This window comes from Ruegeria sp. HKCCA5463 (assembly GCF_013034175.1).
In the GTDB taxonomy this organism is placed as follows: domain Bacteria; phylum Pseudomonadota; class Alphaproteobacteria; order Rhodobacterales; family Rhodobacteraceae; genus Ruegeria.
Map to the genome: position 1 here is coordinate 19,592 of NZ_WQFL01000004.1, position 18,884 is coordinate 38,475.

General features: G+C 58.5%; 12 protein-coding genes. 6 read left to right on the top strand and 6 right to left on the bottom strand.

What is annotated here, in order from left to right; translation table 11 throughout:
• Positions 1–33: 33 nt before the first annotated feature.
• The 3 genes from GOW09_RS10135 to GOW09_RS10145 form a co-directional block, all read right to left on the bottom strand.
• Entirely contained in the window at positions 34–2,451 is a 2,418-nt protein-coding gene (locus tag GOW09_RS10135; protein ID WP_171117948.1) for an FAD-dependent oxidoreductase, read from the bottom strand.
• A gap of 28 nt (positions 2,452–2,479) precedes the next feature.
• Positions 2,480–3,730: an aminotransferase class V-fold PLP-dependent enzyme gene (locus GOW09_RS10140; RefSeq protein ID WP_171117950.1), complete on the bottom strand. Its 1,251-nt coding sequence runs from the start codon at positions 3,728–3,730 to the stop codon at positions 2,480–2,482.
• A gap of 241 nt (positions 3,731–3,971) precedes the next feature.
• A complete protein-coding gene (locus GOW09_RS10145; RefSeq protein WP_171117952.1) occupies positions 3,972–6,446 on the bottom strand; it encodes a CoA transferase in 2,475 nt (824 codons plus the stop codon).
• Between the two features lie 641 nt (positions 6,447–7,087).
• Here GOW09_RS10145 and GOW09_RS10150 point away from each other — a divergent pair.
• From GOW09_RS10150 to GOW09_RS10175, 6 genes are all read left to right on the top strand, one after another.
• Positions 7,088–8,194 carry a saccharopine dehydrogenase family protein gene (locus GOW09_RS10150; RefSeq protein ID WP_171117955.1) on the top strand — a complete coding sequence of 369 codons (1,107 nt, stop codon included), beginning with the start codon at positions 7,088–7,090 and terminating at the stop codon, positions 8,192–8,194.
• A gap of 18 nt (positions 8,195–8,212) precedes the next feature.
• Positions 8,213–9,709, top strand: a complete 1,497-nt coding sequence (locus tag GOW09_RS10155) for an aldehyde dehydrogenase family protein (protein WP_171118444.1) — start codon at positions 8,213–8,215, stop codon at positions 9,707–9,709.
• 274 nt (positions 9,710–9,983) lie between these two features.
• Positions 9,984–10,151 (top strand): hypothetical protein, encoded by a 168-nt coding sequence (locus GOW09_RS10160; protein ID WP_171117957.1) that lies wholly within the window; start codon positions 9,984–9,986, stop codon positions 10,149–10,151.
• 94 nt (positions 10,152–10,245) lie between these two features.
• On the top strand, positions 10,246–11,139 hold the full coding sequence (locus GOW09_RS10165; protein ID WP_171117959.1) for a cyanophycinase: 894 nt from the start codon (positions 10,246–10,248) through the stop codon (positions 11,137–11,139).
• Between the two features lie 15 nt (positions 11,140–11,154).
• Complete coding sequence (gene cphA, locus GOW09_RS10170) at positions 11,155–13,956, top strand: cyanophycin synthetase (protein ID WP_171117962.1); 2,802 nt, start codon at positions 11,155–11,157, stop codon at positions 13,954–13,956.
• Positions 13,957–13,970: 14 nt separating this feature from the next.
• Positions 13,971–15,707: a Mur ligase family protein gene (locus GOW09_RS10175; protein ID WP_171117964.1), complete on the top strand. Its 1,737-nt coding sequence runs from the start codon at positions 13,971–13,973 to the stop codon at positions 15,705–15,707.
• Between the two features lie 306 nt (positions 15,708–16,013).
• Here GOW09_RS10175 and GOW09_RS10180 read toward each other — a convergent pair whose 3' ends face one another.
• The 3 genes from GOW09_RS10180 to GOW09_RS10190 are packed head-to-tail and all read right to left on the bottom strand — an operon-like array spanning position 16,014 to position 18,828.
• Positions 16,014–16,793 carry an IclR family transcriptional regulator gene (locus GOW09_RS10180; RefSeq protein ID WP_171117966.1) on the bottom strand — a complete coding sequence of 260 codons (780 nt, stop codon included), beginning with the start codon at positions 16,791–16,793 and terminating at the stop codon, positions 16,014–16,016.
• Positions 16,794–16,804: 11 nt separating this feature from the next.
• On the bottom strand, positions 16,805–18,163 hold the full coding sequence (locus tag GOW09_RS10185; protein WP_171117968.1) for a TRAP transporter large permease: 1,359 nt from the start codon (positions 18,161–18,163) through the stop codon (positions 16,805–16,807).
• Positions 18,163–18,828 carry a TRAP transporter small permease gene (locus GOW09_RS10190; protein WP_152460474.1) on the bottom strand — a complete coding sequence of 222 codons (666 nt, stop codon included), beginning with the start codon at positions 18,826–18,828 and terminating at the stop codon, positions 18,163–18,165. The genes GOW09_RS10185 and GOW09_RS10190 overlap by 1 nt, the downstream gene beginning before the upstream one ends.
• Between the last annotated feature and the right edge of the window lie 56 nt (positions 18,829–18,884).

Genomic DNA, 18,884 nt, shown 5'->3' on the forward strand with positions numbered 1-18,884 from the left:
ACGGGATGAGCTTGATCGGGCGGGCCGGTTGTTTCAGCCGCGCAGCCTGCCGCCCAAAGGATCGAACGGCGCCTCTGCCAGCACCCGAGCCTTATGCGTTTTGCCAATCACTTGGATCACCACTTCATCCCCCGGCTGCGCCACCTCGGGGTTGCGGAAACCCAAAGCCAGAGATTTCCCGACTGAATACCCGTACGCCCCCGATGTGACACGGCCGACAGGCACACCATCAGGTGTAAAGATCGGCTCACTGCCGGTGGCGTCGGCATCCTCGGTCACGTCCAGTTCAAAGATGGACAGGACCTCGCGCGGAGCTTTGTCCTTGATGGACAGATAGGCGTCTTTGTGCAGGAAATCCTTGTCCAGCTTGATCAGGCCCGTCAGCCCGACCTCTTGCGGCCAGTATTCCTGGGAATATTCCCGCCCCCAGGATCCATAACCCTTTTCGATGCGCAGCGACCCAAGCGCCCGTCCACCCACGGGGCCGCCACCGCAGTCTTCGGCGGCTTCGAGCAATGCAGAGTAAAGCGCGACCTGATCGGTTTCGGCGCAGTGCAGTTCCCAACCCAGATCGCCGGTAAAGCTGACCCGGATGGCCACGCAATCAACACCTGCAACGGTGATCTTTCGCGACCGCATGAAGCGGAACGCTTCGTTGGAAAGGTCTGCATTGGTCAGGCGCGCCAATGCCTCGCGTGATTTTGGGCCGGCGATGTTGAACCCGGCAATGCGGTCCGTTGCGACGTCAAGAGTTGTGCCCTGAGGCATTTCCACCATTTGAAAGAAGCGCTGATGATAGCGTTCAGCCATGCCGGAGCCAATCATCATGTATTCGTCTTCCGCCAGCTTGGTGACGGTAAAATCCCCCGCCACACCACCGCGGACCGAGATCAGCGGCGTCAGGCAGCTGCGCCCAATTTCGGTCGGCACGCGATTGGCCACCAGTCGGTCCAGCCAGTCATAGGCACCAGGCCCCTTGATCACGTAATTGGCGAAGTTCGAGATATCGATCACGCCCACGCTGTCGCGCAGCATCTGCACCTCGCGCCCCACCGGATCAAACCAGTTCTGACGGGTAAAGCCAGCGGTCTCTTCGGTGCCGGGTTCATCTGCAAACCACAAAGGGTGTTCCCAACCACAGTTGAGACCAAAGACACAGCCCATCTGTTTCTGCATCTCGTAGGCGGGGCGCACACGAGCCGGGCGGCCTGCACTGCGTTCTTCATTCGGGAAGTGGATTTTGAAGCGATGGGTATAGGCGTCTTCGACCCGCGCCTTGGTGAACTTCTTGTCGGCCCAGTCGCCAAAGCGGGCGAGATCCCAGGCGAACATGTCATATTGCGGCTCACCCTCGATCATCCATTGCGCCGCCAACAGCCCCAGCCCACCGGATTGCGAGAAGCCGGGGATCAGACCGCCGCAGAGGAAATAGTTCTTCAGCTCGGGCACCGGCCCCCACAGCATGTTGGCATCCGGCGACCAGATCATCGGGCCGTTTATCACCCGTTTCACCCCGGCTGTGGCGGCAACGGGCACGCGTTCGGTGGCGCGGATCACGTTTTCCATGATCCGGTCCAGATCGTCGGGGAACAGATCATGCGCAAAGTCGAGCGGCGTGCCGTCTTCGGCCCAGAACTTCATGTCTTTCTCATAGGCCCCGATCAGCAGGCCGTTGCCCTCTTGTCGGAAGTAATACTCGCCGTCCCGGTCGGCGATTGACGGCAGACGACGGCCCAGACTGGCCACTTCGTCGATGCTTTCGGTCACGAAATACTGATGTTCGGTCGGTTGCAGCGGCAGGGTCAAGCCTGCCAGCGCCGCCACCTCGCGCCCCCAGAGGCCCGCCGCGTTGACCACCCATTGGGCATGAATGTCACCCTTGGGCGTACGTACGATCCAACTGCCATCGGGTTGCTGTTCCGTGGCGATCACCGGGCGGAACCGTTCGATGGTGGCCCCCATCGCGCGGGCCCCGGCGGCATAGGCATGCGGTACGCCGGACGGGTCCACATTGCCGCCATCAGGTTCGTACATGATGCAGCGGATGTCATCGAACTGCGCCAGCGGGTGCAGCTCTTTGGCCTCTTCCCGGCTGACCTCGTGAAAATTCAGCCCATAGAACCGGGCCTTCGCCTCTTGCAGGCGCAACTGTTGCTCGCGCTCTTCGGTCTGGGCCAGATAGAGCGATCCGGGCTGGAACACCCCGCAGCTTTGGCCGGTTTCCTTCTCCAGCTCTTTGTACAGGTTCATCGTATAGTGCTGGATGCGGGTGATGTTGTTGTTGTCATGCAGACCGTGGATGTTGGCCGCCGCGTGCCAGGTCGATCCGCTGGTCAGCTCGTCGCGTTCCAGCAGGATGGAATCCGTCCAGCCAAGCTTGGCAAGGTGATACAGAATCGACGTACCGGCAAGGCCGCCGCCGATGACAACAGCTTGTGCATGGGTTTTCATGAGGGAATGTCCTTGGATATGGCGCGGCTCAGGCGGCGATTTCTTTCATGACGGCAAGGAATTTGGCGACTTCGCCGATCGAGTTGTAGTGACACATCGAGACCCGCACACAGGCATCATAGCCAAGCGGTGTCAGGATATTGCCGGAATAGTGATCCGCCTTGCGCAGATGCGTGCGGATACCGTGTTCGTTCAGCCGTTTGACGACCTCGGACGAGGCCACGCCTTCGACACGCAGCGATACCAGACCTTCTCGCACCGGGTTGTCGGCCCCGCCCAGAATGGTGACTTTTTCCATCTCGGCCAGACCGCTCAGGTTGCCGGTGCCATGGATCATCGCGTCGGTCAGCGCCTTTTCCTGCGCATGGATCGCGTCACCCGCCGCCAGAAACTTGCCGCGCCGGTCTTCGGCATCGCTGACCTGACTGCCCAGCCATTCGAAATAGGATACGACGTCGGACATCGTGGCATAAGCTCCGGTGTCGCGCGTGCCCATTTCCCAGTTGTCCGCGGGGCCATCCAGCAAGGCGTTGTGCTCCAGCGCGGTCAAGCGATCAGAAATCCACGCCACGCCGTAGCCATGACGCGAAAACACCTTGTAGGGCGAAATCACATAACCATCGACGTCATAGGCGGTCAGATCGATCCGGCCATGCGCTGCGTGCTGAATGCCATCGACGATGATGAAACAATCCGGAGCCACGGCGCGGATGGCCTGAGAAACGGCAGCGACGTCAACGCCCATTCCCGTCACCGGCGAGGTATGCAGGATCGTCGCCACTTTGGTATCCGGTGTCACGGCCACGGCATAGGCTTCGGCCGAGACGGTACCGGTGGCGTCATCATGGGGCACCAAAACGTGGGTTTGCCCGGAAATGCGGGCCCAACGATCACAGGCCGAACGCGTCGCCGGGTGTTCCAATGTTGATCCCAGCACAACGCCCGGACCCGTTCCCAGACATGCGTTCATGATCAGCCGGAACAACAGCTCTGTACCGCTTTCACCCACAAAGAACTGCCCGCCGGGTGCGTTCATGAAATCCCGCATATCCGCCTTGGCCGCGTTGATCGTGGCGACCAGCGCATGGGATCCCGGATTGTCGCGCCCCTGGTTGTCCGGGATGGCGGCGTAACGAACCGAACTTTCCAACACTGAATTCAATGTCAGTGCGCCTCCGGCATTCTCGAAAAAGATCCGCTCACCCTGTTCGGGGCAATGATCGATCTGGGCAAAGCGGCTGCGGATTTGGTTCAGCAGGCTCTCTGATATTTGGCTCATGGTCAGTGGTTCTTGTTTCGTTGTGTGTGCAAAGCTGTGCTTTGCCGACCCTAGGACGGTTCTTGCCGCAAGACATGCAAAAAAAACTGTGGCAAAGCGGTAGAATATTCTGTGCAAGTCGCGCGGGTGCCAGCCCAAAGCTTATCACGACGGATACCACCCTTCGCCGGGCCGGGGACCCCGTGCCTGCGGCGGCGGATGGCATATCTTCTTGATTTCCGAGCCATCTGTGGCTGGTCGACTACTCGGGCAAGTACTTTTCCGACCAGCTTTCGGCGGCCGATCCAGCAGAGATCATCGCGTCGATATCCTCATCTGCATAACCGACGCTTCGCAGAATGCTGCGTGTATCCGCGCCGTATTTCGGCATCGGTCCGGGAATGACGATCCGGGCGCGTTCGGGTCGCACAGCGTTTGGTGCAACCAGATCGCACCACCGGCCCATAGGATGCATGTCATGCCGAATGACGCTGAACGTTCCCCGCGTCAGGTCGATATTCCCGGCACTTTCCGGCTGCAACACGGCGTCGCGCGTGTCATGCAGCGATCCCAGAGGCATGACAGTGCTGGCGGAACCGGAAAACGCCTTTTGCCAATAATCAACAGGTTGCCTTGCAAAATGATCCGCAAGCGCATCCGGCAATTCCTTCTCCGGTGTATCGGCCACGCTGGCGAGGTCCGAGACACGGCGCAGGGCTTCGCGTTGTTCGGTGGGTGCGGCAAAGAACATCCACCCGTCCGCCGCGCGGTAACAATGGTAGAATGGTCCCCACCCCATAGCTGCGCGCCCGGCTGGTTCGTCAAAGGGCGCGCGGCCTTCGAAATCATACATCAACTGCGCCTGAATGAGGTTGCCGGCCGCCGCCAACGCCGCCCGCGCAATCCCGCCTTTGCCGGTTTTCTGCAATCTCAGCAGGGCCGCACCAAGCGCAACACATGCGCAATAGCCGGTCAGAACGTCAATGGTACCGAAATGCGCATGTTCTTCGGGCGTGGCCATGCCACCGCCAAAACGCACCATGACCCCTGTCGCCGCCTGCGCCAGGTCGTCATACCCCAGATGGTCCGATTTGGGTCCGCTCGCAGGCCCACCAAAGGCATCGAGTTGCACCAGTATGAGGCGGGGGTTGATCGCCGCCAACTCTTCCTCGCTCAACCCCAGGGAATCGCGCTGCTCATCCGTGCCGTTCATGGTGATGACATCCGAGGAGTCGATGAGCCGTCGCAACGCCTGCTTCCCGTCATCCGAGCTCAGGTTCAGCAAAACGCTTTGTTTTCCACGGTGTGCGTGCAAGCCGAAAACCACGGTGTTCCACGGATCGACTGATGGCTCGGCCGGCTGAACGGAAGTCACCTGAGCGCCAAATCGCGCCAGCGTGGACCCGATCGTCGGACCGGCGATCACGTTGGTCAGGTCCAGCACCTTCAACCCCTCCAGCCAGCCCTGGCCGCTTGCGGCTGGTGGCCCGCTGCGCGGTGGTTCAGCAAGTATCGTTGAAACGGGTGCGTCATCGGGATCGGGGCCCGGTATTTTGACCAGCGCAGCGCCATCATCCGCAAGCCACGCAACATTTCCCATCTGCTGCATCTTCCCATGACGCGGGTCCTCTACCTCCAACACCAGACCCGAGGCCAAAGCGTGCGGATCGGCCAGCCATTCCTTGCTGAACCGTTGCGCCGTTCCGGGCGCCTTGGCAGACCCGAAAAGGGCTTCCCACTCATGAGAGGGCCTTGTCAGAAACGCCTTTTTCATCGCGTTGGACACACGCGCGCGATCCCTTGCTCCGACGGGGTAGTTGCGCAGCGACCATTCATCCGGCCAGTCTGCGGTATCGAGATAGGCATCGAAGTCCGGCAATTGATCGGCAAGGTGTTTGAGGCCAAGCGTCTCCAACACTCGCCGGGGATGTGTTTTCACACTGCCCGCCACCACATAGAACCCACGCCCGTCGGCGCAGGTATAAGTTCGATAGAAAGGGTCCAGGAACTCTTCCAGTTCCGCAAAGCTCAGATCCGTTGGCAAGCCTTCGGCTGTGCGCCTGTCAAGTTCCACTTCGCGAGGGGACTTGTAGCGTTCGGGATAGTCTTCAATCTGCTCACAGTTATACACCAACCCTTCCAGCAAAGCCGAAGCCAGAGGCACCTCGATGTGATCGCCTCCGTTTCGGTCACGTGCAGCCAAAGCGAACTGCACGGCCATCGCGCCGAATGAAGCGCCATAGGCGGATGCCAGCGTCAAAGGTGAAAAGGATGGGTTGATGCCCATCAGGCGCCGGTTCAGCCCCATATCCGTGAATTGCCCGGTACGGGCCGCGATCACGGCTTCCCACGCCGGAAGATCGGCCAGCGCGGTATCATTTGAGGCAAACCCCGGCAATGACAATGACACGATGCGCGGATTTATGTCGCGCAGAGCTTTCGGACCCAGGCCCAGCCTCTCCAACACGCCGGGCCGGAAGTTCTCGATCACCACGTCAGCCCGCGCCACAAATTCGCGCGCGACCTGCAAACCCCCTTCGGATTTGAGGTCGATCGTCACGGCGGTTTTGCCGCGTGACAGCATGTCTGTGGCCGGTTCTTTCAATCGCGGGCCACCGGGCGGGTCGATGCGGATCACCTCTGCCCCCAAATCAGCAAGCATCATGCCAACCAGTGGACCAGCCAGGTACTGGCCAAAATCGAGGACACGAATATGATCGAGCTGCCTTGCAGTCATCCGTTGTGACCCTCCCCGGGTGTTTGGTGTGTTTGTTGCGAAGCGGCGTGCAGGCAAGAGGTCACAACGCCCTTTCCGGAACAGGCTGAGTTTTCAGGCTTGGGACATAACGCGATCAATGCAACACCTGCCCTTGTTCAACATGCGACAAGGCGGCCACGGCCGAGCTTCACAGCCTTCTCCGGCGACCGCTGCGCGTACCATGCAGCCGAGCAATGCCAAGAAGTTGTTCGATTTGACCAAGCCATGTCGCAAACGAGAAACATCGCTCAAAAATCCGCGTGTGAGGCATACTTGGAAGCGCACCGAGGCCCGGATGGAAGCGGATCAGTCGCCTTGCAAGATCACCGGACCGTTGCGCCCGGAAGTCAGAACACAAGTGCTTGGAATCGCACAAGAACGAGGAGCTTCACAGGTGTCGGGCGCCACAAGACAAAAGGTCACGGCATTATCGGGACAAAGGCCACGTTGGTACGTGGCAGGACCTGTCGCGACGCATGGCCGGCAATTGCGATTCCGATAAAATATCTCTTTTTCCGGCAATATGACAACCATCTACATCAATTCGTCAAATTGGCACCTATGAATTGTCGTGGCCGCGCGTCACGCTTGGGACAGGATGGGAAACAGCGGAGATCTTTATGTCCTGGAATGTGTGCGTTGTCGGCGCTGGAAAGATCGGACAGATGATTGCAACCCTGTTGAAAGGGTCGCCGAATTACTCTGTGACGGTCGCTGATCATGATCTGAAAGCGCTTGGTGATATCTCGAAGATGGGCATTGGAACCAGACAGATCGATGCCAATGACGCGGACGGGCTGGCCCGGGAACTGACGGGTTTCGACGCAGTCATCTCGGCAGCGCCGTTCTTCTTGACCCCTTCGATCGCCAAAGCGTCCAAAGCGGCGGGCGCGCATTATTTCGACCTGACCGAAGATGTTGCGGCCACGAATGCGGTACGTGAACTGGCCGGGGACAGCGCAACTGCGTTTATGCCGCAATGCGGTCTGGCGCCAGGTTTTGTCGGCATCGCCGGAGCGTCGCTGGCGGCGGAGTTTGACGAGATTGACAGCCTGCACATGCGGGTGGGGGCATTGCCGCTTTATCCGACCAACGCGCTGAAATACAACCTGACCTGGTCCACCGACGGGTTGATCAACGAATATTGCAACCCATGCGATGCCATCGTGAACGGCAAGCTGGTCAAGACCGCGCCGTTGGAGAACTACGAGATTCTGGGCCATGACGGCGTGGAATACGAATGCTTCAATACCTCTGGCGGTCTGGGCACGTTGCCGGAAACGCTGGAGGGCAAGGCGCGGGATGTGTCCTATCGTTCGATCCGCTATCCGGGTCATTGCGATATCCTGAAGCTGCTTTTGAACGATCTGGGACTGGAACGCCGCCGCGACCTGCTGAAAGAGATATTCGAGGCCGCCCTGCCCCGCACCGATCAGGACGTGGTACTGGTATATTGCACCGCAAAAGGCGTCATTGGTGGCGTGCTGCGCGAAAAGTCCCTGATCAACAAATCCTTTGCCCGCACCATCAATGGACAGGTCTGGAGCGCCATTCAGGTCACGACCGCCGCAGGCGTGCTGGGGGTGGTCGATCTGATGCGGATCGGAGCGCTGCCCTCGAAAGGCTTTGTCCGGCAGGAACAGGTCAAGCTGGACGATTTCCTCAACACTGAGTTTGGCCAGCTGTATCGCGCTGGCGACGTCACCGAACAGAACAAGGCGGCCTGAGATATGAAAGACATCGTAATGACAGCCCAAACCACGCTTGCAAACCTGGATCTGACCGAGGCCCAACTCAAAGGCGGCACGCTCAAGGTCACGTCGCCGATTGACGGAAGCCTGCTGGCCGAAGTGCACGAGACGCCGATCTCGGACATGGACGCCATCTTTTCCCGTGCAAAGGCCGCGTTCAGGGAATGGCGCGTGGTCCCCGCCCCGCGCCGGGGTGAACTGATCCGCCTGTTGGGTGAAGAGCTGCGCGCGGCCAAGGATGATCTGGGTGCTCTGGTCAGTTGGGAAGCAGGCAAGATCACCTCGGAAGGTCTGGGCGAAGTGCAGGAGATGATCGACATCTGTGACTTTGCCGTCGGCCTGTCGCGTCAGCTTTATGGTCTGACCATCGCGTCCGAACGTCCAGGCCACCGGATGATGGAAACCTGGCATCCTGCTGGCCCGGTTGGTGTGATTTCCGCGTTCAATTTCCCTGTCGCGGTTTGGTCGTGGAATGCTGCTCTGGCCCTCGTATGCGGTGATCCGGTGATCTGGAAACCGTCCGAAAAAACCCCGCTGACGGCGCTGGCCTGTCAAAAGGTTTTCGAACGCGCCCTGGCCCGGTTTGGCGATGCGCCGGACGGTCTTCTGCAAACGCTTATCGGTGGCGCCGATCTGGGAGAAAGACTGGTGGCCAGTGAAGATGTTCCGGTGATCTCGGCCACGGGATCGACCCGCATGGGCCGTGCTGTCGCCCCCATCGTCGCACAGCGCTTTGGCAAGTGCATTCTGGAACTGGGTGGCAACAACGCAATGATCGTCGGCCCTTCGGCTGATTTGGAGATGGCTGTGCGCGCGATTGTCTTTTCGGCAGTTGGTACCGCCGGTCAACGCTGCACCACGCTGCGTCGCCTGATCGTGCACAACTCGATCCGCGAAGAACTGGTGAGCCGTCTGAAAAAAGCCTATTCGGGTCTGCCCATCGGCAATCCTCTGACAGACGGCACGTTGGTTGGACCGCTTGTGGACGAAGCGGCGGGCGCGGCGATGACCGCGGCTTTGAAAGCGGCCGAAGCGGAAGGCGGTTCGGTGTTCGGCGGCAACCGCGTTACCGAAGGCGTTCCGGCAGGCGTATACATGGAACCTGCGATTGTCGAAATGCCGGGTCAGACCGCGACCGTGAAAACCGAAACCTTTGCGCCGATCATATACGTCATGGGCTATGACGATTTCGACGACGCGGTAGAGCTTCAGAATGACGTACCGCAAGGCCTTTCATCCTGCGTGTTTACCCTGAACATGCGCGAGGCCGAGCAGTTCCTGTCCGCAGCCGGATCCGATTGCGGAATTGCCAACGTCAATATCGGGCCCTCAGGGGCAGAGATCGGTGGCGCCTTTGGCGGAGAGAAGGAAACCGGCGGCGGGCGCGAAAGCGGTTCGGACGCGTGGAAAGCCTATATGCGCCGACAGACCAACACCGTGAATTACTCTGCCGAACTTCCACTGGCCCAGGGCGTCAAATTCGACATCTGAGTGTCGCTGGATAGTTGTCGGGCAAAAAACTTGAATAGCCCGCAAAAACACCACCCGGGACGACCAGTCCCGGGTGTTTGTTTTTTCCTATATGTTGAAGCAGTGTTCAGGCCGCGGGTTTCGATGTAGACGCTGCGGCGGTCGTTTCGATGCAGATGGGTTGTCGTGAATGTCGCCAGGGCGGCGGCAACGCGCGTATCGTTTCCATGATGGCCATCCGACGCGTTTCGGTAGGAGACCCTCCGAGGCTTTGCGCCACCTCATAGATCGGGGAATGACCCTGTTCGGTGCGCTGGGGCTGTTCATCTCGAACGTGGCCGATGTGCTAGAACCGTATAGCAAACGGCGTCTGAAGGCGGGATTGGACGCCGATCTGGTGGTTCTTGACGAAAACCTTGCTGTACGGCATGTGATGGCCGGGGGGGAGCAGCATGTCCGCTAAAGCCCGATAGCCCGACGTGGCATGCATGAACAGTTCAAAGCGTCCGCGCGGTCCCCGATGACTGCCCGCTTCAGCACCGGAAGGTAGTTAAGACATGTGCCCTGCACCCATTGATGCAGAGACCCCACGCGGGTTCATTATCCCGATCGGGGGCGGCGAAGATCGCGTCAAGGAAATGCAGATCCATCGCAAGTTCGTTGAGCTTTCTGGCGGCAGCGATGCCGACATCGTCGTGATCCCGACAGCCTCGATGCTGGAAGAAACCGGGCCCGATTATAACCGTATCTTTTCCGAACTGGGTGCGGGCAAAGTAGAGTTCCTGCCTATCTCGCGCAGGGCGGATTGCGACAACCCCGAGTATGTCGAGATGCTTGATCGAGCGACCGGAGTTTTCATGACAGGTGGAAACCAGTTGCGCCTGTCAGCGATTCTTGGGGGAACTCTGGTCGCCCAAAAAATCCGCCAGCGGAATGCAGCCGGTGTTCCGGTTGCCGGAACTTCGGCGGGTGCTTCGATCATGTCTGAACACATGGTTGCCGGTGGCAGCAGCAACTCGGCTCCGGCGGAAGGCAACATTACACTTGCACCAGGTATGGGCCTGACCAATGCCGTCATCATCGATCAACATTTCACCCAGCGTAACCGTCTGGGTCGCCTGCTAACGGCTTCATCTTTCAACCCATTTTTGATTGGTTTGGGAATTGACGAAGATACGGCCGCCTTCATTGGGCCCGACAATGTCTTTGAAGTCATCGGCAGCGGCTCGGTTACTGTCGTGGATGCCAGCCAGTTGACTCATTCATCAATGTGGGATGCCCGGCGGGGCGAAGCGCTTAGCCTTCTGGGACTTCGGCTTGACGTTCTGGGTGAAGGGTGCCGTTATGACCTGACGGCTCGCCAGGCTTTTCCGCCGGATGAGCATCTGGCGTTCTGCACCTTGCCGGATTTTTCCGGGGAAGAGGCCGCAAACGGGGGGAACAAAAGCTAACCAACGGGGAGCCTCATGAAAATAATCTCGACCAATGTCTTTGTCGGCCCGAATGTCTGGGCAAGTTTCCCCGTTATTCGCCACGTCATCGACCTGGGTATTCTGGAAGAGTGGCCATCGGCAAAAATTGGTTCCGAGTTTATCGACGCGCTGATCGAAGCGCTTCCTGGCCTTGCGGAGCATGGCTGTTCCTACCGCGAACCCGGAGGTTTCATCCGCCGTCTGCGTGAAGACGAAGGCACTTGGCTGGGTCACGTTCTGGAACACTGTGCCATCGAAGTTCAGAACGTAGCGGGCACTGACGTGACCTTTGGCCGGACACGCGGCACAGGTGAGCCGGGCCAGTACAACATGGTGTATGAATACCGTCAGCGCGACGTTGGGCTGGACGCAGGGAAGCTGGCAATGCGGTTGCTGATGCATCTGTTGCCTCAATCCCTGAAAGATCAGGTAGATTACGATTTCGACCCGGACTTTAACTGGGACGACGAACTGCGCAGCTTTGTTCTGCGCGCACAGCGCAAGGAATTCGGCCCGTCGACCGGGTCGCTGGTCAAGGCGGCGCAAGAACGCGACATTCCCTGGATCAGACTCAACTCTGGCTCGCTGGTGCAATTCGGGCACGGCAAATACCAGAAACGCATTCAGGCGACGATTACATCCGAGACCAAACATATCTCGGTCGAGATTTCCTGCGATAAGGAAGATACCCACAACCTGCTGAACGATCTTGGCCTGCCGGTTCCACAGCAGCGCATGGTCTATTCCGCCCGCGAAGCTGTGCGTGCTGCGGCGCGCATTGGCCATCCGGTGGTCGTCAAACCATTGAACGCCAATCATGGGCGGGGCGTTTCGATCAATTTGAACTCGGATGAAGAGGTCGAGGCTGGCTTCGCCGAAGCAAAGGAACATTCCCGCAGCCGCGCCATTCTGGTGGAGAGCTTTGTCACCGGGTTCGATCACCGGATGCTTGTGGTGAACAACAAGCTTGTTGCGGTGGCAAAACGGGTTCCAGGCCATGTGGTCGGTGATGGTACGCACACGATTGCCGAGTTGGTCGATATCGTGAACGAAGACCCGCGCCGGGGCATCGGGCATGAAAAAGTACTGACCATGCTCGAGATCGATACTCAGGCCAGGCGCCTTATGGATGCCGCAGGCGTAACCGAAGAGACCGTCTTGCCGGACGGTGAAATTTTCTATCTGCGTTCGACGGCAAACCTTTCGACCGGCGGCACTGCGATCGACCTGACAGATGTGGTCCATCCCGACAACCGCGACATGGCGGAACGAGCCATAATGGCGGTTGGGCTGGATGTTGGCGGCGTCGATTTCCTGATCGATGACATCACCAAATCCTACAAGGACATCGGCGGTGCCATTGTCGAAGTGAACGCAGCACCCGGTTTCCGCATGCATGTGGCGCCATCCGAAGGACAACCGCGCGATGTAGCCGGCAAAGTGATCGACATGCTGTTTCCAGCCAATGAGGAAACCCGCATTCCGATCGCGGCGATCACCGGCACCAACGGCAAGACGACGACGTCCCGAATGCTGGGCCATATTATGAAGACCAGCGGCAAAACCGTTGGCATGACCTCGACCGACGGGGTCTATGTCGATGGTAAGCTGAGCGTCAAGGGTGACATGACCGGGCCAAAATCCGCGCAGATCGTCTTGCGCGACCCGATGGTTGATTTTGCCGTGATGGAAACCGCGCGCGGCGGGCTTGTGCGGTCTGGTCTGGGATACCAGCGATCGAACGTGGCGGCATGCCTTAACGTTTCGGCCGACCATCTTGGCCTTGGCGGCATAAACACAGTCGAGGAACTGGCCGTGGTGAAACGCGTGGTGGTGGAAAGCGCGACGGATACTGCGGTTCTGAATGCTGATGACATCAATTGTCTGAAAATGGCTGACTACGCCGGGGCGGATCAGATTTTCTACGTCACGACCAATCCCGGCCACAGCTTGGTCAAGGAACATATCAAGGCGGGCGGAAAGGCCATTGTTCTGGAAAAAGGCATGAACGGAGACATGCTGACGATCTATGACAACGGGCTTCACATTCCGGTCCTCTGGTCGCATCTGATCCCCGCTGCACTGGAAGGCAAAGCGATCTTCAACGTTCAAAACGCCATGTTTGCTGCCGCCATGGCCTACAGCTTCGGGGTCGATCTGGACAACATCCGGCATGGGTTACGCACCTTCGACACCAGCTATTTCCAGGCGCCGGGGCGTATGAACGTCTATGACGAACATCCGTTCAAGGTCATCCTGGATTACGGCCACAACCCCGCCGCTCTCAACGCGATGGCCGCGTTGGCGGATCAATTGGAGATCAAAGGTCGCCGATTGTGTGTCGTTGCCATGCCCGGCGACCGGCGCGATGAAGATATCATCAACGGAGCTGCCGCGCTGGCCGGGCATTTTGACCATTTCATCTGCAAGGCCGATGACCGCCGCAGAGGCCGAGGACATGATGAAGTACCGCAGATGATGCGTCAGGCACTGATCGACAATGGCGTTGACGACGCATCCATTACGGTTATCCCGGATGAGGTCGAGGCCGTAAATGCTGGGCTGCAACAAGCGGTACCGGGGGATCTGTTGGTAATCTTCGGCGACGACACTACGCGCTGCTGGAAACAGATCATCTATTTCAGCTCTGACGGTGCAACCCCAGATGCCGAGGCTGCACCAAAGACCACGGCCGTCGACACATCCTTCGAGGACATGTTCGAAAACGATCAGAATTTGATCAGGGACGAGCGCGGTGTGCGCCTGGCGCGTGAAAACAGCGAAGACGCGGACTGAGCGAGGGCACCGGAATGGACCGGATTGAAGAGCTTGAAACCGCGCTGACCATAATAAGCGCGACCGCTGATCATATTCAGGTCGACGATGCCCGGCGTCTGACGGGCCCTGGCCTGTTATGGAACAAACCCGGCGCGGTGATGGATGTATTTTTCACCGGAATTGATCCATCCACGGTCTCGGCCCTGTGGGAAAAAAACGCCCGGCGAGTGCTGGGCGCGCTGGGATGGACGGATGAGGATTTGACCCATCGCACATTCACTGGCGGTGTAAATCTGGCGATTTCCGCACCAATGGATCAGCTGTATTCGGCGATCTTCGCGGTGCAGACGGCGTGGCACTTCTGTGCCGCCGAGTTGTTGGATGCAACTCCCGGTGACTTTGATCAAATGGTGGCCGATGTCAAAGCTGTTATGGCCAAAGAAGCCAATCCCCGCCTGATCGACCTGATCGCTGCGGCCGAGGCGCATGGCGTGGATATTCTGTGCGACGACGATGAGGTTTCAATCGGGCACGGTACAGGTAGTCAGGTCTGGCCGGTTGATGCCCTGCCCGTCCCTGGTGACGTGGACTGGTCCAGCCTTCACAACATTCCAGTTGCGTTCATCACCGGCACCAATGGCAAGACCACGACGACCCGGTTGCTTGAGGCGATCGCGCGGGCATCTGGCAAAGTTGCAGGGCTGACCTCGACCGAGTTTGTGCGGGTCGGCAACGACATTCTTGACCGAGGCGATTACTCGGGCCCGGGTGGCGGCCGGATGCTGCTGCGCGACAAGCGCCTTGAGATCGCCTGCCTTGAAGTGGCCCGCGGGGGTATTCTGCGCCGTGGTCTGCCAACGCGTGCGGCCTCGGCGGCCGCTGTCACAAATGTTGCGAATGACCATTTGGGTCAGTACGGCGTCAATACCGTGCCGGAACTGGCACAGGCGAAGTTCGCCGTGCATCGCACACTTACCGATGGTGGCGTGCTGGTTCTGAACGCTGATGATGCGTATGTCCGTGCCGAGGCAAAAAACACGTCGGCAAATATCTGGTGGTTTTCCTTGGATGCACAAGCGGATCTGATCCGTGAGGCGCGCGATTCCAACAAATGCTGCGCCTATGTGCAGCAGGAAAATATCGTGTTTTTCGATGGCACTTCCGAAAAGACGGTGATTGCCGTGTCAAACGTGCCCGTGACCATGGGCGGGGCGGCGAAATACAACACCCTGAACGCCTTGGCCGCCATGTGCCTTGCTCTGGCGCTGGACCTACCCCTTCAGGCAGTGCGGGATGGATTGGCCGGTTTCAAACCCGATGCAAAGGACAATCCGGGGCGCTGCAACGAGTTCAACTATCATGACGCCCGTGTTTTTGTAGATTTCGCACATAACCCGCACTCGATCTCTGCCGTGTGCGATGCGCTGTCAGGACTTCCGGCAAAACGTCGCTTTATCATGCTCAGCCATGCGGGCGACAGATCGGATCAGGACATTCGGGACGTCACCGCGACGGCTTTGAAATTCCAACCTGACGTAATCGTTGCAGCCGAACTGGAAGGCTATCTGAGAGGCCGGGCGTTGGGAGAAATCCCGGACCTGATCGAAGGGACGGCCTTGAAGCACGGATACAACGCTGATCAGATCCAAAGGGCCCAATCCCCTTCTCAGGCCGCGGCCAGGATTCTTAAACAACTTGAGCCGGGCGATCTTGCTTTGTTGCTTGTCCTGTCAGAACGCGACGCCGTTCTTGAGATGCTGGGCGCTTAGGTACGACACCTATTGGCGTACCCCGGCGATCTATTGGAAAACAAACAAACCCCGCAATGGGTTTGTGGCATCCAAGAAATCACGGCCACGAATGACTGTCGGCCTGATCATGGGTTTTCTATATTTGTGAGGACGTAATCCACCGTTCAATCTCGCCTGGGGAAACTGAGCGAAACCAATCGCCCGAGTTGTCAGGTCACGGTGGATCTCAGCGGGCATTCGGCGATCATGAAGCTTTGGAACACAGTCCGGGCCTGATAACACAACCCTGTTGTTGTTCGATTGCCGATTATCCCGGTGCGCCACTTACTCGCCCAACAGCAGCGACAGTTTTTCTGCACCCCGGCGCAAAGTGTCGAGAAATGACTTCAGACTGCCGACGTCATGCCGTTGCGTCGGGGCATGAACTGAAAGCGTGGCAACCAGCCTGCCCTGCGCGTCCTGCACCGGTACGGCAATCGCCACCATGCCCGCCATGAATTCTTCGTCGTCGGTGGAAAATCCCCGCTCGGCGGTGATCTTGATTTCGCTCAGCAGAGCCGTCGGCTCTGTCAAAGAACGGGCGGTCTGCTCTTTCAGCTTTCCGGCTGACAGAAACCCGTTCAGAGTTTTGGGACGCAAGGTGGAAAGGTACATCTTGCCACTGGCCGTGCAGTGGAACGGCACCTGGGTTCCGATCGGCAATTGAATCCGCAACGGCCATTTTGTTTCCACTCGGTCAAGATAGATCATGCCTTCGCGATCCGGGATGGCCAGATTGCATGTTTCGCCCACTTCGTCGGCTACGCCGCGCAGGATGGCGAGACGCGCGGTCCGCAAATGCTCGGCGGACATGGTATTCACGGACAGCAGCCGCAGTCTTCTGCCCGGACCATAGGACCGTCCGTCAAGATCGCGTTGCAAGAACCCTTCTGCCTCAGCCGTTTGCAGCAAACGATGGATGGTGGGTTTGGCCAATCCCAATGCATCGATCAGATCCGAGGGTTTGACCGCAACGCCGCGCCGTGCCACCTCTTCCAGGATCAGCAACAGGCGCAGGTTGGTGGGAATCTGAGTTTCTCTGTCTTTAGTATCAGTCTCGGCCATCCTTCAACATTCTAGTTATTTGGCAGAAGGATCAAGGCCAGTTCGGGGACCAGCGACACCAATATCCAGACGGATAGCAGGGCCGCCAAGTAAGGTACCGTATAGCGCAGCAACCGGAAATACGGCACGCCTGTCACGCCTGAAGCGACATACAGGTTAAGCCCGTATGGTGGTGTGATAAACCCGATGGACGCCCCGACCAGGAAGATGACCGAGAAATGGATTGGATCAATTCCAACCGAGGCTGCGATCGGCGCAAGGATCGGGGCCAGGATGATTGTGACCGGAAGGCTTTCCAGCACCATGCCTGAAAAGAAGACGATCACCATCGATGTGAACAGAACCGCATGGTACCCCCCCATGGAGGTCACAAAGTTTCCGATTGTTTCCTGTGCGCCAAGCAGGGACAGGATCTGCTGCATCACCACCGAAATTGCGATCAACGGGGCCAGGATACCCGTAATCTGGGCAGACCTGATGACGATTGAGGGGATCTCTGGGATCGTGAACCCTTCGACCACGAACATTTCAGCGAAGCTCTTTTCGGTTGGCGGTATATCGTTCCGGGCCCCCATGATGCGGTTGATCGGGTAGCTGACCAGCCCCGCGATGACACAAAAGCCCACGGTCACGCCGGCGGCCTCTGTCGGAGAGAACTTGCCGGTATAAATGCCCCAGAGCACAAGACCGATGGCGAAAAAGCCGAGCCAGGCACCAAAGGCGGTTTTCAGCACCCGGTTCAATTGCAGTGGGATCAGATAGCCCCACCCGTTCATGCGGCAGATGACCCAGCATGCCAGTTGCATCCCGATGACCATCAGCGCACCGGGCAGAATACCGGCCACGAACAATTCGGAAATCGGCAGGTTCATCAGAAAGCCATAGACGATGAAGATGATCGAAGGGGGAATGATGATACCGACAGTACCGCCCGCAGCAGCGGTCGCGGCGCTGAACCGTTCGTCATAGCCGCCCTTTACCATCTCGGGATGCAGCATCGACCCGATGGTCGCCGTCGTGGCGGAGTTCGACCCGGAAATCGCCGCGAACAACCCGCAGGCCCCCAGCGACGCCATTGCAAGTCCGCCGCGTATCCAGCCCAAACAGGCATAGGCAAAATCACTGAGCCTTCGCGCGATACCGGATTTGTTGATCAGATCTCCGGTCAGGATGAACAGCGGCATTGCCAACAGGGCGAAGCCCTTGTTGAAGACGTTCAGCAGTTCGGCCCCCATATTGTCCAGCGTTAGACCAAGGACAAAGGAACATCCAATAACCCAGTAACCGATGACCAGCAGCACCGGCACGCCCAGCATGAACAGAAAGGTGACCCCCAGCGAGATCAGTGTAACAAGTGTTCCGTCTGTCATCAGTCTGCCCCGATCACGGCCTGCTTGATCAGCGGCTCGCCTGTTTTCCAGTTGTGCAAATCATCGGCGAGGTTCTGAAACACGCGACCGACCATCAAGAAGAATGACAATGGTGCAGCCAGCAGGAACCACCACTGCATGATATTGTCCGTGCCCAGAACGATCTGAAAGTTCGAGGCCGAAAGCGCCACCAGTCGCGAGGTGGTCACGATAACGATCACCGCAAAGATGAACCACAGTACCGCGTCAAGAAACAGGCAGGCTAATTGCCCGCCGCGGGGCATAGCGGTGCGGAATTCACTGAAACTCAGATGCGTGCGCAGGCGTACGTTGTAGGACGCTCCAAACCAGGCCATCACCATGAAAAGAAGCGGAGGAATGGTCGTGGACCAGGGTTCCTGATCATTGAAGACAAACCGGTCGATCACGCCCCAGAAAATGATCAGCGCGATGGCAAGATAAGAATACACCATGACCGACCGTTCCAGATGACGTTCGATCAACGGCACCTTGCGATAGATCAGCATGACCAGCAAACCCCCGATCGCGGCAACGACCGCACCGACGATCCAAGCCGCGTCGGATTCCAGAGCAAGTTGAATCTCGAAAGAATCCTGGCTGAGAAAAGCGCTGAATATTGCGCCAATGTCTGCCCAAAGTGACATGAAGCCCGTCCTCCCAGTGGGTATTGATTGAACCGGCCCATTCGGGCCGGTTCTGG

Coding starts and splice junctions, on each gene's coding strand:
- GOW09_RS10135 (WP_171117948.1), bottom strand. CDS start 2,451: ATGAAAACCCATGCACAAGCTGTTGTCATCGGCGGCGGCCTTGCCGGT.
- GOW09_RS10140 (WP_171117950.1), bottom strand. CDS start 3,730: ATGAGCCAAATATCAGAGAGCCTGCTGAACCAAATCCGCAGCCGCTTT.
- GOW09_RS10145 (WP_171117952.1), bottom strand. CDS start 6,446: ATGACTGCAAGGCAGCTCGATCATATTCGTGTCCTCGATTTTGGCCAG.
- GOW09_RS10150 (WP_171117955.1), top strand. CDS start 7,088: ATGTCCTGGAATGTGTGCGTTGTCGGCGCTGGAAAGATCGGACAGATG.
- GOW09_RS10155 (WP_171118444.1), top strand. CDS start 8,213: ATGACAGCCCAAACCACGCTTGCAAACCTGGATCTGACCGAGGCCCAA.
- GOW09_RS10160 (WP_171117957.1), top strand. CDS start 9,984: ATGACCCTGTTCGGTGCGCTGGGGCTGTTCATCTCGAACGTGGCCGAT.
- GOW09_RS10165 (WP_171117959.1), top strand. CDS start 10,246: ATGTGCCCTGCACCCATTGATGCAGAGACCCCACGCGGGTTCATTATC.
- cphA (WP_171117962.1), top strand. CDS start 11,155: ATGAAAATAATCTCGACCAATGTCTTTGTCGGCCCGAATGTCTGGGCA.
- GOW09_RS10175 (WP_171117964.1), top strand. CDS start 13,971: ATGGACCGGATTGAAGAGCTTGAAACCGCGCTGACCATAATAAGCGCG.
- GOW09_RS10180 (WP_171117966.1), bottom strand. CDS start 16,793: ATGGCCGAGACTGATACTAAAGACAGAGAAACTCAGATTCCCACCAAC.
- GOW09_RS10185 (WP_171117968.1), bottom strand. CDS start 18,163: ATGACAGACGGAACACTTGTTACACTGATCTCGCTGGGGGTCACCTTT.
- GOW09_RS10190 (WP_152460474.1), bottom strand. CDS start 18,828: ATGTCACTTTGGGCAGACATTGGCGCAATATTCAGCGCTTTTCTCAGC.